This is a genomic window from Paralcaligenes ureilyticus (assembly GCF_004346225.1).
Lineage (GTDB): Bacteria > Pseudomonadota > Gammaproteobacteria > Burkholderiales > Burkholderiaceae_B > Paralcaligenes > Paralcaligenes ureilyticus.
Genome location: NZ_SMAJ01000012.1, coordinates 16,393 through 29,772 on the forward strand (window position 1 = coordinate 16,393; position 13,380 = coordinate 29,772).

Genomic DNA, 13,380 nt, shown 5'->3' on the forward strand with positions numbered 1-13,380 from the left:
CTCTAGCGCCATTCCCTTTTTCCAACTTGCGCCGCCGCGAGGTTTAAAGCTCATACCAGCTATGAGCAATAGTCTCTGGCTTGTACCGCAACAGCCTCCCATACTGCGCTGATCAACCCTTTATCGCCACATAGCCCAAACGCGGGCGAAGCTATGGAAACGGAGAATGACATGAGTGAAAAATTGCGATCCAAAGAATACTTTGACCAGCGAGCGACGCGGGAAATGGGCAAACACCTGCACACCAAAACACGCTCCCTGGCCGAGACACTCGCGTCGGCCTGCCGAATCCTTGCAATGACCGGCCAAGAAGCTGGATTGGCCGGCCAGATCAGTGCCCGCTCGGAGCGTGAAAATGCCTATTGGACTTTGCGTTTCGGCCTGGGTTTCGACGAAGCCACGGCAGATGATTTTATCGAGGTCGATCAGGATCTCAACACACTAAGCGGAGAGGGCATGGCCAACCCGGCCACGCGATTCCATTTATGGGTGTACAAAGCCCGGCCCGATGTCAATGCCATCATTCACACGCATGCGCCATGGGCCTCGACGCTTGCAGCGGCACGCCAGAAGCTGGTCGTCCTGCACATGGACATGACTCCCTTCTATAACGACTGCGCATTCCTGGCCGACTGGCCAGGGGTCCCCATTGCCGACCAGGAGGGTGTCATCATCTCGGCCGCAATCGGCAGCAAACGCTCGATCCTGCTGGCTCACCACGGCTACCTGACGGCGGGATCTTCTCTTCAGGAAGCCACCTACTTGTCCGTCTATCTGGAACGGGCCGCCCGCATGCAAATTCGCGCCCAAGCGTTCGGGCCACTGATCCCGGTACCCGATCATCTGGCGCAGGAAGCCCACGATTACCTGCTAAAGCCATCCATCGTGAACGCGACATTCGATTACTGGAGCCGGCAAGCCGACGCCGCCATTGGGCAAGGCGCCCGGTCCATGTGAACCTCGGGCAACAAGCACGCCGGTCGCGCAAGCGGCCAGCCTGACAACAAACCTTATAACAACACAGTGAGGAGAAATTATGACTGCCTATAACGACAGCCTGGAAACCGATAATCTGGAAACCGCCACACCTCGTAAGGCCGGCTACGTCAAGGTCGGCCTTGCCAGCATGATCGGAACGACTATCGAGTGGTACGATTTTTTTCTATATGGCAGCGCCGCCGCGCTCATTTTCAACAAGATATTTTTCCCGTCGTTTGACCCCATCACCGGCACACTGGCCGCCTTTGCCACCTATTCTGTCGGGTTTTTCGCCCGCCCTCTGGGAGGAATCGTATTCGGCCATTTCGGCGATCGAGTCGGGCGCAAATCCATGTTTATCACCACCCTTTTCCTCATGGGGATACCCACCATATTGATCGGCCTGATTCCGTCTTACGAGTCGATCGGTTACTGGGCAGCGGTTCTGCTGGTGCTGATGCGCCTGCTGCAGGGCCTGGCGGTGGGAGGTGAATGGGGAGGCGCTGTGCTCATGGCGGTCGAACATGCCCCGACGGGCAAGAAAGGCCTGTTCGGAAGCCTGCCTCAAGCCGGCGTCGGACCCGGCCTCGTACTGGCTTCGCTCGCCATGCTGTGGGTAGCCGTCCTTCCCCAACAGGACATGCTGACCTGGGGATGGCGTATTCCTTTTCTTGCCAGCGTCGTACTGCTCTTGATCGGTTGGTACATCCGGATTCGCGTCAGCGAATCGCCTGACTTCGAAAAAATGGAAGAGTCGGGCGCCAAAGTCAAATTTCCGATTGTCGAAATCTTCCGTTCGCACCCCCTGGCTGTATTGAAGGTCGTGGGCGCCCGATTTGCGGAAGTCACCTGGTTCTACACGGTCGTCACCTTCGCGCTGGCTTATGCCACCACCACCCTGGGAATCCCCAAGGCACTCATGCTGGAGGCAACCATCTGGGGCGCCCTCATCGCCTTCTTCACGATGCCGGCACTGGGCATGCTGGGAGACCGCATCGGTCATAAATGGGTTTTCATCCTCGGCGCCATTGGTATCTTTTTATTCGGATTCACGTTCTTTGATCTGCTCGCGACCAAACAGGCGCTTTGGGTCAACATGGCCATGATCGTGGCCATCGGCGTCGTGTACGCCGCAATGTACGCGCCCGAGGCCAGTCTTTTTTCAAACCAGTTTCCACCGGAAATACGATACAGCGGAATCTCGATCGGCGTTCAGCTCTCCGGAGCAATCGGCGGCGGTCTGGCGCCTATTGTTGCCATCTGGCTGCTATCGATCGGTGGCGGCAACCCAAAATACGTAACATGGTATCTCTGCCTTCTTGGCATCATCGCCCTGGTAAGCGCATGGCGCATGCGTGCCCAGGCACACTGATCCGAAGGATCCCGGGCCGCATGCTCACGCACGGCCCGGGTTACCCGTAAACACCGAATCCATGACCGCCGCCAACGACAGCGCTACTGGCTCCCACCCTGCTCTGCGGCTATCTGCCGCAGGGCCTTTTCAAATACCTCGGTCGGCTGGCCGCCCTGGATCAAGTGGCGATCGTTGATGATGATCGCCGGCACGGAATCGATACCGTGTTCACGGTAGAAATCCTCGCGCTCGCGCACTTCCTTCGCGTAGGTATCGGACGCGAGAATAGCCTGCGCCCGCGCGGCATCCAGACCCACCTTGACGGCCAGGCGAACCAGCACGTCGTGCGCGCTGGGATCCTCGCCATCGGTAAAGTAAGCCTGGAACAAAGCATGTTTAAGCGCTGCCTGACAGCCTTCCAGGCCGGCCCAGTGCAACAGGCGATGCGCATCGAAGGTATTGTAAATACGGTTGCGTTTACCCATGCCGAAAGTAAACCCGACCTCTGCGCCGCGAACCCGGATCGCTTCAGCATTGCGCGCAATCTGCTCCGGCGTCGAGCCATACTTTGCGCTTAGATGTTCAACAATATCCTGGCCTGCGGGAGGCATCTGCGGGTTAAGCTCGAAAGGCTGGAAATGCAGCTCGGCGCCTACCTGGCCATCCAAGCGGCCCAAGGCTCCTTCAAGCGAGCTCAGTCCGACTGCGCACCACGGACAGGAAACATCAGACACAAAATCTATCTTCAGTTGAGTAGCCACATTATCACCTTATCTTCATCGATTTCCAGCCGCATGATCGCCCACGGCCTTAGCTGAAAACAGTTTAATCCGATTCCATGATTCCGAGCCCTGGCCAAGCTACAAAGCGAATACAGCCTTGATTGCCAACGGGCGCGCAGTCACGCGACGTTAAAAAAATTTGCAATGGCAACAGGTGGGGGTAAGATGTCAACACGGCACACACGCCCACCTAACAGGCGCCCGCTATGGATGATCTGAACAAGGCAGATAAATACCCAGGCTCACCCGACCCTGCACGTCGGCGCATGCTGATCAGCCTGCTATCCGGGTACACCGCCTCATTGATCCCCTGGGCGACGGCGCAGGCAATCCCCGACGACAACCAAGGCGCATTTGTAGCCGTTTCGGCCATCCTGGCCGGCCGTCAGTCCCTTGATCCCGTACTGGGCAAACGCTTCTACGATGCGCTTGTAGCCGAGGATCCCGGCTTTTCCGCAGCGACCGGCGCCTTGCTCAAACTGATCAATGAACAAAAAATAGACCCTCTCCAATTGCAAAAGGTGCTCGACGGCGGGCACCCCACGCTGGCCGCCCTGCCGCGAAAAATCGTCACTGCCTGGTTCACCGGCATCGTCGGCAGCGGCGAAAATGCGCGCTGCATCGCGTATGAAACTGCGTTGAACGCCGTTATCGTCGAAGACATGCTCAGGCCCCCCACCTACGCCTACGGCGCCTACGGAACCTGGGCCGCGAAACCACGCTAAGGAGCACTCAATGCCGGAATCGTTGTCAGCTGACTTTGTCGTAATCGGCTCGGGAATCATAGGTTCGTTGACAGCCCACAGGCTTTTGAAACAAGGCGCGTCGGTTGTCATTCTTGAAGCCGGGCCACGTGTTACCCGCGGTGAAATCGTCGGCCGCTTCCGGAATTCGCCGCGCAAGAGCGACTGGATGTCGCCTTACCCGCCATCGCCCTGGGCACCGCACCCAATCTATCAGCCCAAAGATAATGGCTACTTGGTACAAGCCGGGCCCTATCCCTACCCCGCGGAATACATTCGCCAGGTCGGCGGCACAACGTGGCACTGGGCCGCCCAGGCCTGGCGCGTGGTGCCCAACGATTTGCGGATCAAAAGCTTGTATGGGGTGGGTGTCGATTGGCCGCTCACCTACGAGGAGCTCGACCCTTTTTATCAGGAAGCCGAAGAAATCATGGGCGTCTCGGGCTTGCCCAACACCGGCTCGCCGCGCAGCAAGCCTTTTCCGATGGAGCCTGTGGCAGAAATCTGGGCCATGCGCCGGATTCGCGAACGAATCGCGCCCGGCGGTTACGAGCTTGTGGGCAACACCACGGCGCGCAACAGCCGCAGCTATGGCGGGCGGCCCGCCTGTTGCGGCAACAATAGCTGCCAGCCGATCTGTCCGATCGACGCTCAATACCACGGCGGCATTGCGGCAGCCGACGCCGAAGCTGCCGGCGCAAAACTGATCCCGAACGCCGTCGTCTACAAGATCGAGCATGACTCACAAGGCCGTATCGCGGCCGTTCATTATTACGACCCCAACAAGACCTCGCACCGCGTCACAGGCAAGACCTTTATCCTGGCGGCCAACGGAATTGAAAGCCCGAAACTGTTATTGATATCGACAAGCGACAAATACCCCAACGGCCTGGCCAACAGTTCCGGCATGGTGGGCCGTCACCTGATGGATCACCCCAGCACATCGATCACCTTCGATGCCGACGAAGAACTATGGCTGGGCCGCGGCCCGCAAAGCCCCAGTTCCATCAATACCATGCGCGACGGAGCGTTTCGCACCGAGCATTCGGCATACCGTCTCGATTTCACCAACATCTCGCGGGTGCTGGGCGCCACACAGGCCTTGATCGACGCGGGCGTCTACGGTATTGAGCTGGAAAAGCGGCTGCGCCATAGTGCAGCCTATGAAATGAGCCTGAAAAACGTGCTGGAAGTACTGCCCCATCCGGAAAATCGCATCACAATCAGTACCCAAAAAGACGCCATGGGTATCCCCAAACCTGAAGCGCACTATGCCATCGACGATTACACGCGCAGAGGGGCCGAGGTATCGAGCAAGGATTTCGCGCGTATTGCCGAACTGATGGGCGGCACGAATCTGCGCTACAGCAAAGAAGGCAGTTTCGCCAACAACCAGCACATCACGGGCACCATGAGCATGGGCAAAGACCCCAAGACGTCGGTTGTCGACAGCTACGGGCGCACGCACGACCACGAGAATCTGTTCATCGCCAGCACCGGCATCATGCCGACCGCCGCTACCTGTAATTCGACCATGACCGGGTTGGCGCTGGCATTGCGCACCGCCGAGCACATACTCCCGACGCAAAAAAACGGGCAGGCGCCGAACTCGCCCATATCGAAATCCTGACTACAGGTAGGCCTCAATGAAATTCATGACACGCCTGCAATGTGACTTCGCCGCTGCTGTCATGGCACTGGCAAGCCTGAGCGTTTGCGCCGCCGCAACCACCAATACGGCCAGCACCGAACTAATCCAGCGCGGCCAATATCTGGCGACGGCGGGCGATTGCATTGCCTGCCACACCGCGACCGGGGGTAAACCGTTCGCAGGCGGATTGCTGCTGTCGACGCCGGTGGGCGACATCGTATCCACCAACATTACGCCGTCCAAAACGAACGGCATCGGCCATTACACGCTGGAACAATTTACCAATGCCTTGCGCAAGGGGGTGCGCGCCGATGGGCAGCACCTGTACCCGGCCATGCCTTACACCTCCTACGCAAAGGTCACCGACGACGACATCAAGGCGATGTACGCCTACTTCATGCAAGCGGTGGAACCGGTAGATGCTTCTCCACCATCCACGAACTTGCCTTTTCCTTTCAACATCCGCCTGTCGATGGCGGGGTGGAATCTGCTATTCCTCGACGACAAGCCATACAAGCCCGTGCCGGACAAAGGCGAACTATGGAATCGCGGCGCCTATCTGACACAAGGGCTGACTCATTGCAGCGCCTGCCATACACCGCGCAACATAATGATGGCGGAAGATTTTTCGCGCAACCTGGGCGGCGGCGAAGTCGGCACCTGGTACGCGCCCAATATCACCTCGGACGCCAACAGCGGCATTGGCGGCTGGAGCGAACAGGAAATCATCAGCTACTTGCAGCTTGGCCATGCCGATGGCAAAGGCCAGGCGGCCGGCCCTATGGCCGAAGCCATCGACCACAGCTTGCGGCACCTGAACGCGGCCGACCTGCGTGCAATCGCCGTGTATCTAAAAACCGTACCTGCCTTGCATGATGCAGCGGATACCCGCCCAGTCTATGTCTGGGGAACGGCCGGCGACGACCTGAACAGCATACGCGGCGTGCCGCTACCCAAGAATCTGGACCAAATGACAGGCCCGCAACTCTATGACGCCAATTGCGCAAGCTGCCACCAGGCGCGCGGGCAAGGCAGTCCGGACGGCGGCCTGCCGGCCCTGTTTCACAATACCGCGCTGGGCAGAACCAATACCAACAATCTGGTCATGGTGCTGCTTGACGGCATAGAGCGGCGTCCCGACGCCCCCGATGTGTTGATGCCCGGTTTCAGGGCGCAACTATCCGACATTCAAATCGCAACGCTAGGCACGTACCTGACGCAGCACTACGGCAACCCGGGTGCCAACGTCACCGTCGAACAGGTAAAAACATTAAGGGCCGGCGGCGAACCATCCCATTTGATCTGGTTCGCGCGAGTCGGCATGATCATCGCCGGCCTGCTGCTCGTGGCGCTCTTTCTGCTTGGTGCGCGCAAGCGCGGGAAATAGATTTGGCAGCCACAAGGGCTGCCACTACATTGGCAACCGGTACGTTTTCGTAGCGGCAGCCCTTGTGGCTGCCATCGGCGTTCTATAGATACCACCCCGCCCATCAACGATTTTGCCACCCACAAGGGGTGGCGCCACATTATTGGCGGCCCAGCCACAAATCTTACAAAAACCTGAAATTTTTGACAAATACGCCCATCGCCGGTACAGTTCGGGTCATATCTACACACGATAGATAGCCAACAACGCACATCAGGGGATCAATCATGGGCCTAAAAGCGTCTGCAATTTTTGCAGCACTGAGTACAACTTTCGCACTGACCTTGTCAGGGTCGGCCTTCGCGGCGCAAGCACCGATCATCATCAAATTCAGCCACGTGGTGGCCGATGCGACTCCAAAGGGACAAGGAGCCATCAAGTTCAAGGAAATCGCCGAAAAACTCCTGCCCGGCAAGGTTCAGGTACAGATTTTCCCCAATTCGCAGCTTTTTGGCGATGCCAAGGAAATGGAAGCGGTACTTCTGGGCGACGTGCAGATCATTGCGCCGTCGCTGTCGAAATTCGACCGTTACACCAAAAAAGTCCAGCTATTTGACCTGCCCTTCCTGTTCGACGACATGGACGCCGTTGATCGCTTCCAGCACAGTGCCGACGGCCGAGCATTGCTCAGTTCCATGACAGGCAAAGGCATACAAGGCCTCGCGTACTGGCATAACGGCATGAAGCAGCTGTCCGACAGCAAAGACACCCTGACTCGCCCTGACGACATCAAAGGTCTGAAATTCCGCATTCAAGCCTCTGACGTGCTCGAAGCACAATTCCGTCAATTGGGCGCCAATCCGCAGAAACTGGCCTTCAGCGAAGTCTACCAGGCGCTGCAAACCGGCGTGGTGGATGGCCAGGAAAATACGTGGTCGAATATTTATTCGCAAAAATTCCACGAGGTACAAAAAACCATCGCCAATACCAACCACGGCGTGATCGACTACATGGTGGTCACCAACGCAAAATGGTGGAAAGGCTTGCCCGACGATGTCCGCACAGGCCTGGAAACGGCCATGGCGCAGGCGACCGATCACGCCAATAAAATGGCGGCCGAGCTCAACGAACGCGACCGCAAGCGCATCATCGACGCCAATAAGGCCCGCGTGCAAACCTTGTCTAAAGAAGACGTCGCTGCATGGCGCAAGGCCATGGAGCCTGTATGGAAAAAGTTCGAAACCCAGATCAGCCCCGAACTGATTCAATCCGCACTTAAATCCAACACATAAGACCTGGCCAAATAATTTTTCGGGGATGCGGATGAAATTCATCTGGCTCGAGCGGCTGGAAGAAGGCTTGATTGCCTTTCTTCTTGCCGCCATGACACTGGTTACGTTCATGCAGGTCGTTGCGCGCTATGGGTTCAACCACAGCTTTGTGTGGGCGCTTGAACTCACCACCTACCTGTTCGGCGCGCTGATCTTTATCGGAATGTCTTACGGTGTGCGGGTCGGCGCACACATAGGCGTCGATGCCCTGGTCAAAATTCTTCCCGCATCGCTTGCCCGCCGTGTCGCCGTCGTTGCAAGCCTGCTTTGCCTGCTTTATGCCGCCATTGTTTTTATAGGCGGCTGGGTTTATGTCGCCAAAATGGTCGAGATCGGCATCCTGGCGCAAGACCTGCCCATACCGCAATGGGTGCCTCGGCTGGTCTTGCCCATCGGCTTCGCCCTGCTATTCATACGCTTTGCGCAAGTGCTGTTCGGGTTGCTTACCGGCAAAGGAAACCATTTGTTGGGCGATGAAGTTGAAGACGCGCTCAAATATCGCTCCGACACAGACAGCCATTACACACCGGAGCACAAATGACAACCGGCGCGCTATTCATAATGTTGTTCGTGTTCATGTTCATGGGAATGCCCGTGGCAGTCGCGCTGGGCCTGTCGTCCATACTCACCATCATCGCATTCGGCCACGATTCACTGGCCTCGATGTCGCTGAAAATGTTCGAAACCTCCGAACACTTTACGTTGATGGCCATCCCGTTTTTCGTACTCGCTGGCGCCTTCATGACCACTGGCGGCGTGGCCAAGCGCATGATCCGTTTTGCGATCGCCGCCGTCGGCCATCTGCATGGCGGGCTGGCCATCGCTTCGGTGTTGGCCTGTGTGCTTTTTGCGGCCGTTTCGGGTTCTTCGCCTGCAACAGTCGTCGCGGTGGGTTCGATCGTCATCGCCGGCATGGTGCGCTCGGGTTATCCAAAATCCTTCGCGGCCGGCGTCATTTGCAATGCCGGCACGCTGGGTATCCTCATCCCGCCCTCCATTGTCATGGTGGTGTACGGCGCCGCCACCGAAACATCGGTGGGCCGGCTCTTCATGGCGGGCGTCGTGCCGGGGCTGCTGCTTGGGCTGCTGCTGATGGTAGTGATCTATATCGTTGCCAAGGTCAAGAATTTGCCGCGCCTGCCACGCGCCAACATGGGCGAAGTCCTGGTCGCCGGGCGCGATTCATTCTGGGGGCTGATGCTTATCGTCATCATCCTGGGCGGGATCTATGGCGGCGTCTTCACACCCACCGAAGCCGCCGCGGTCGCTGCCGTCTATGCCTTCATCGTGGCGGTTTTCATCTATCGCGACATCGGCATGCGACAGGTCCCATCGGTGCTAATCGATGCGGCCAAGGTCACGGTCATGTTGATGTTCATCATCGCCAATGCTTTGTTGTTCGCGCATGTGCTCACCACCGAACGCATCCCGCAAATGATCGCCGAACAAATCGTGGCCTGGGATATGCCCGCCTGGCAGTTCCTGATTGTCGTCAATATCTTGCTTTTGATCGCCGGCGCCTTCATGGAACCCACCGGCATTATCCTGATTCTGGCCCCCATCCTGTTTCCCATCGCCATGAAACTGGGCATCGACCCCGTTCACCTGGGAATTATTATCGTTGTGAACCTGGAAATCGGCATGGTCACGCCACCCATAGGCCTGAACCTGTTCGTCACCGCGGGCATTACCAATATGTCTATCGGACAAGTCGTGCGAGCGGCCATGCCGTGGCTATCAGTGCTGCTCGCCTTCCTGGTACTGGTCACGTATGTGCCCATTATTTCGCTATGGCTGCCAAATATGGGGTTTTAGGCAAGAATGCCTTGTAGCGGCACCCCTTGTGGGTGCCATAACCTTCAAAATCATTCCCGAATATCCAATCACCCCTCCCGCACGACACGCAATCTGACATGCACGGTCGCAGCCTTAACGGCATCGCCTAATTCACACACGGCCGTGTATTGCCCTTCTACATAGCGCTCGGTTTCTTTTGTCGAATCCGGATCCAGCAACCAGGTCAAATGAATTTCGTCGCCTGGCAGCACTGGATGAAAAAAACTTGATTTGACGTCGAGCAGTTTAATGGGAAGCGTCGCCATTTGGCGTGTCAGGGCTGCCAATGCAGCGCCCACTACCTGTACTCCTGGCAAAGGCGTGTCTTTGAATCCGGCACGCATTGCCAGGTCTTGCGAGGAGTGAACAGGATGTCCACCTCCGACCGAAGCCAGATACGCAGCCAGTTGCCGGGCTTCGATTTGAAAGGACTCTTGCCATTTATCGACCAATAAAGATTTCATCAGGAAATCTCCATGAAATTCCAGCACTCAAAGCACACAGATAGCATAGGGCCCGCCTTTGACAAACGACCTTCGCCGGATTCAATCGCCCCGACGCGCCTTCATATCACATGACCGGCACGCAGGAGGTCTTGCTGTTCTTGTGAAATACCGCGCCCCAATACAGGGCGTCGTATTGCACAGGAAAGCGCCTGATCACATGGCGCCCATATTGATCCAATACGGGCGGTACCAGATCGCCCGGGGGAAACCGGAAAAACGTGTCGCGGTAAAAGAATGTGAGTGAAATGGATAGACGGATTCTGGCCCAGGCAGCACGTTTTGGGCTTAATCCTAATTCTACGCTTCAGCCCAGGCGCCCCTCCCTGGCCGCATATTCAACCATTCGTAAATAAACCGCTCGTACAATCATTTCCCGGAATCATTCCCGCATGGGAAACAAGCCACTTTCATTGGCGTACGCACGAGGAGTCATGGACATGGATGGTCACAGGAGCGGTGCCGACGCATTATTCATTTTGCTCGGCGCGATATTGATTCTTGCCATGCATGCCGGTTTTGCCTTCCTCGAGCTGGGGACGGTGCGCAAAAAAAATCAGGTCAACGCTCTGGTCAAGATTCTGGCCGACTTCGCCGTTTCCACGATGGCGTATTTTTTCGTGGGCTATTACGTCGCCTATGGCACTACCTTCTATAGCGGCGCCGACGTGCTGTCGGCGAGAAATGGCTTTGAACTCGTCAAATTCTTCTTCTTGCTGACTTTTGCCGCCGCTATTCCTGCGATTATTTCAGGCGGCATGGCCGAACGCGCCAAGTTTTATCCTCAGCTATTCGCGACCGCCGTATTGGTAGGTCTGATCTACCCCTTTTTTGAAGGCATAGCCTGGAACCACCATTTTGGGGTCCAGGCGTGGCTCCAGTCCACGTTCTCCGCTCCATTTCACGATTTTGCCGGATCGGTCGTGGTGCATGCGGTCGGCGGCTGGATTGCATTGCCGGCCGTGCTGCTGCTGGGCGCGCGACGCGGCCGCTATACGAAAACAGGCGCCGTGGCTGCCCACCCTCCTTCCAACATTCCTTTTCTGGCCCTGGGCGCCTGGATATTGACGGTCGGCTGGTTCGGTTTCAATGTCATGAGCGCGCAAACGCTGGACAAGATGAATGGCCTGGTCGCCATGAATTCCCTGATGGCGATGGCTGGAGGAACGCTGGTGGCTCTGGTGCTGGGGAAAAACGACCCGGGCTTCATTCACAACGGCCCCTTGGCGGGCCTGATCGCCATCTGCGCGGGCTCCGATCTGATGCATCCACTGGGCGCGCTGCTAACTGGTGCCGTTGCCTCAGGCATCTTCGTCTGGATGTTCACGCTGACCCAAAACAAATGGAAGATCGATGATGTGCTTGGAGTCTGGCCATTGCACGGCCTGTGCGGCACATGGGGTGGGCTGGCTGTGGGAATTTTCGGACACAAGGCCCTGGGCGGAATGGGCGGCGTATCGTTCATGTCGCAGTTGATCGGGACGTTGCTGGGCATCACGGTGGCACTGGCCGGAGGATATGTGCTGTACGCCGGCCTGAAAAAATGCGTCGGAATCCGGCTCGATCCCGAGCAGGAATTCGACGGAGCTGATTTATCGATCCATCGGATATCGTCGACCTCGGACCGCGAAACCACTTGGTGACGCTACGTAGCGCGCCGACAGGTTAAAATGCCGGATTGGCCGCGAGAAATCGCCGCGCCCGAACACCTTATTCAGGAATATTATGGAAGCCGAACGTCAAAACCTACTTGCTGCCCGTCTGAACGATTACGAAGAACGGCAGCAGGGACTTCGGAGGTATCTTTGACTTCGATGCCAAATCTGAACGCCTGCAGGTTGTCAACGCCGAGCTCGAAAACCCGGATGTCTGGAACGACCCCAAACACGCCCAGGAGCTAGGCCGGGAAAAGAAAAGCCTGGAAAATACCGTACACACCCTGTCAGAACTGGGCACGGGCCTGGCCGATTCAAAAGAACTTTTCGAGCTTGCCCTGGCCGATCACGACGACAGCACGCTATTGGCCATCGAGCATGACTGCGACGGCTATGGCGCACGGCTCGATGCGATGGAGTTTCGGCGCATGTTCTCCAACCCGGCCGATCCTTTCAACTGTTTTCTGGATATCCAGTCCGGTGCCGGCGGCACCGAAGCGCAAGACTGGGCGTCTATTCTTTTGCGCCAATACCTGCGCTACTGCGAACGCAAAGACTTCAAGGCCCAGGTCCTGGAAGAGTCCGACGGCGAAGTCGCCGGCATCAAATCGGCCACCATCAAAATCGAAGGCGACCATGCCTTTGGCTTCCTGCGCACTGAAACCGGTGTACACCGGCTAGTCCGCAAAAGCCCCTTCGACTCGGCCAACGGGCGCCACACTTCATTCGCCAGCGTCTTCGTCTATCCGGAAGTCGACGACTCCATCGAAGTCGAGATCAACCCGGCCGACCTGCGCATCGACACCTATCGAGCCAGCGGCGCGGGCGGCCAGCATATTAACAAGACCGATTCGGCGGTGCGCATTACGCACGTTCCAAGCGGTATCGTCGTGCAATGCCAAAACGACCGCTCGCAGCATCGCAACCGCGCCGAGGCCATGCAAATGCTTAAATCGCGTCTGTACGAACTTGAACTGCGCGAGCGCATGGCCGCACAGCAAAAAATGGAAGATGCCAAAACCGATGTGGGCTGGGGTCACCAGATACGCTCTTATGTGCTGGACCAAAGCCGTATCAAAGATTTGCGCACGAATGTCGAAACCTCGAACACGCAAAAAGTGCTCGATGGCGACCTCGACATGTTTATCGAGGCCAGCCTGAAACAAGGCGTATGAATGCGC

The 13,380-nt window shown here is 57.3% G+C and carries 12 protein-coding genes; 10 read left to right on the forward strand and 2 right to left on the reverse strand.

Features of this window, described 5'->3' with window-relative positions:
* The first annotated feature begins 171 nt into the window (after positions 1–171).
* On the forward strand, positions 172–957 hold the full coding sequence (locus EDC26_RS14240; RefSeq protein ID WP_132583774.1) for an aldolase: 786 nt from the start codon (positions 172–174) through the stop codon (positions 955–957).
* A 169-nt stretch (positions 958–1,126) separates the two neighbouring features.
* The gene (locus EDC26_RS14245; protein WP_132583951.1) at positions 1,127–2,350 is read left to right on the forward strand and encodes an MFS transporter; all 1,224 of its coding nucleotides are present in this window, start codon (positions 1,127–1,129) and stop codon (positions 2,348–2,350) included.
* A gap of 83 nt (positions 2,351–2,433) precedes the next feature.
* On the opposite strand, the gene EDC26_RS14250 is transcribed toward EDC26_RS14245, so the two are convergent.
* Positions 2,434–3,093 carry a DsbA family oxidoreductase gene (locus EDC26_RS14250; protein WP_132583776.1) on the reverse strand — a complete coding sequence of 220 codons (660 nt, stop codon included), beginning with the start codon at positions 3,091–3,093 and terminating at the stop codon, positions 2,434–2,436.
* Positions 3,094–3,320: 227 nt separating this feature from the next.
* On the opposite strand from EDC26_RS14250, the gene EDC26_RS14255 reads away from it, so the two are divergent.
* The 6 genes from EDC26_RS14255 to EDC26_RS14280 all read left to right on the forward strand — a co-directional run bounded on the left by EDC26_RS14255 (position 3,321) and on the right by EDC26_RS14280 (position 10,020).
* A complete protein-coding gene (locus EDC26_RS14255) occupies positions 3,321–3,839 on the forward strand; it encodes a sugar dehydrogenase complex small subunit (RefSeq protein WP_132583778.1) in 519 nt (172 codons plus the stop codon).
* A 10-nt stretch (positions 3,840–3,849) separates the two neighbouring features.
* Positions 3,850–5,487, forward strand: coding sequence for a GMC family oxidoreductase (locus EDC26_RS14260; protein WP_132583780.1), 1,638 nt, complete (start codon positions 3,850–3,852; stop codon positions 5,485–5,487).
* A gap of 16 nt (positions 5,488–5,503) precedes the next feature.
* Positions 5,504–6,895, forward strand: coding sequence for a c-type cytochrome (locus tag EDC26_RS14265; RefSeq protein WP_243700923.1), 1,392 nt, complete (start codon positions 5,504–5,506; stop codon positions 6,893–6,895).
* Positions 6,896–7,161: 266 nt separating this feature from the next.
* Complete coding sequence (locus tag EDC26_RS14270; RefSeq protein ID WP_132583782.1) at positions 7,162–8,166, forward strand: TRAP transporter substrate-binding protein; 1,005 nt, start codon at positions 7,162–7,164, stop codon at positions 8,164–8,166.
* A gap of 31 nt (positions 8,167–8,197) precedes the next feature.
* Positions 8,198–8,746, forward strand: a complete 549-nt coding sequence (locus EDC26_RS14275; protein ID WP_132583784.1) for a TRAP transporter small permease — start codon at positions 8,198–8,200, stop codon at positions 8,744–8,746.
* The gene (locus EDC26_RS14280) at positions 8,743–10,020 is read left to right on the forward strand and encodes a TRAP transporter large permease (RefSeq protein WP_132583786.1); all 1,278 of its coding nucleotides are present in this window, start codon (positions 8,743–8,745) and stop codon (positions 10,018–10,020) included. The genes EDC26_RS14275 and EDC26_RS14280 overlap by 4 nt, the downstream gene beginning before the upstream one ends.
* Positions 10,021–10,088: 68 nt before the next feature.
* Here the strand turns inward: EDC26_RS14280 and EDC26_RS14285 are convergent, their stop codons facing one another.
* Positions 10,089–10,505 carry a MaoC family dehydratase gene (locus tag EDC26_RS14285; protein ID WP_132583788.1) on the reverse strand — a complete coding sequence of 139 codons (417 nt, stop codon included), beginning with the start codon at positions 10,503–10,505 and terminating at the stop codon, positions 10,089–10,091.
* A 479-nt stretch (positions 10,506–10,984) separates the two neighbouring features.
* Here EDC26_RS14285 and EDC26_RS14295 point away from each other — a divergent pair, with 479 nt between their 5' ends.
* The gene (locus tag EDC26_RS14295; protein ID WP_132583790.1) at positions 10,985–12,187 is read left to right on the forward strand and encodes an ammonium transporter; all 1,203 of its coding nucleotides are present in this window, start codon (positions 10,985–10,987) and stop codon (positions 12,185–12,187) included.
* Between the two features lie 82 nt (positions 12,188–12,269).
* Positions 12,270–13,374, forward strand: a protein-coding gene (prfB, locus tag EDC26_RS14300; protein WP_132583792.1) for a peptide chain release factor 2 whose coding sequence is annotated in 2 segments (ribosomal slippage) — positions 12,270–12,350 and positions 12,352–13,374 — 1,104 coding nt in all. Because the reading frame shifts where the segments join, the coding sequence is not laid out codon by codon here.
* Positions 13,375–13,380: the final 6 nt, after the last annotated feature.

What these genes read in the sequence shown, in the direction of transcription:
- EDC26_RS14270 (WP_132583782.1), top strand. Translation starts at nt 7,162, where the DNA reads ATGGGCCTAAAAGCGTCTGCAATTTTTGCAGCACTGAGTACAACTTTC.
- EDC26_RS14255 (WP_132583778.1), top strand. Translation starts at nt 3,321, where the DNA reads ATGGATGATCTGAACAAGGCAGATAAATACCCAGGCTCACCCGACCCT.
- EDC26_RS14240 (WP_132583774.1), top strand. Translation starts at nt 172, where the DNA reads ATGAGTGAAAAATTGCGATCCAAAGAATACTTTGACCAGCGAGCGACG.
- EDC26_RS14280 (WP_132583786.1), top strand. Translation starts at nt 8,743, where the DNA reads ATGACAACCGGCGCGCTATTCATAATGTTGTTCGTGTTCATGTTCATG.
- EDC26_RS14265 (WP_243700923.1), top strand. Translation starts at nt 5,504, where the DNA reads ATGAAATTCATGACACGCCTGCAATGTGACTTCGCCGCTGCTGTCATG.
- EDC26_RS14245 (WP_132583951.1), top strand. Translation starts at nt 1,127, where the DNA reads ATGATCGGAACGACTATCGAGTGGTACGATTTTTTTCTATATGGCAGC.
- EDC26_RS14285 (WP_132583788.1), bottom strand. Translation starts at nt 10,505, where the DNA reads ATGAAATCTTTATTGGTCGATAAATGGCAAGAGTCCTTTCAAATCGAA.
- EDC26_RS14295 (WP_132583790.1), top strand. Translation starts at nt 10,985, where the DNA reads ATGGATGGTCACAGGAGCGGTGCCGACGCATTATTCATTTTGCTCGGC.
- EDC26_RS14275 (WP_132583784.1), top strand. Translation starts at nt 8,198, where the DNA reads ATGAAATTCATCTGGCTCGAGCGGCTGGAAGAAGGCTTGATTGCCTTT.
- EDC26_RS14260 (WP_132583780.1), top strand. Translation starts at nt 3,850, where the DNA reads ATGCCGGAATCGTTGTCAGCTGACTTTGTCGTAATCGGCTCGGGAATC.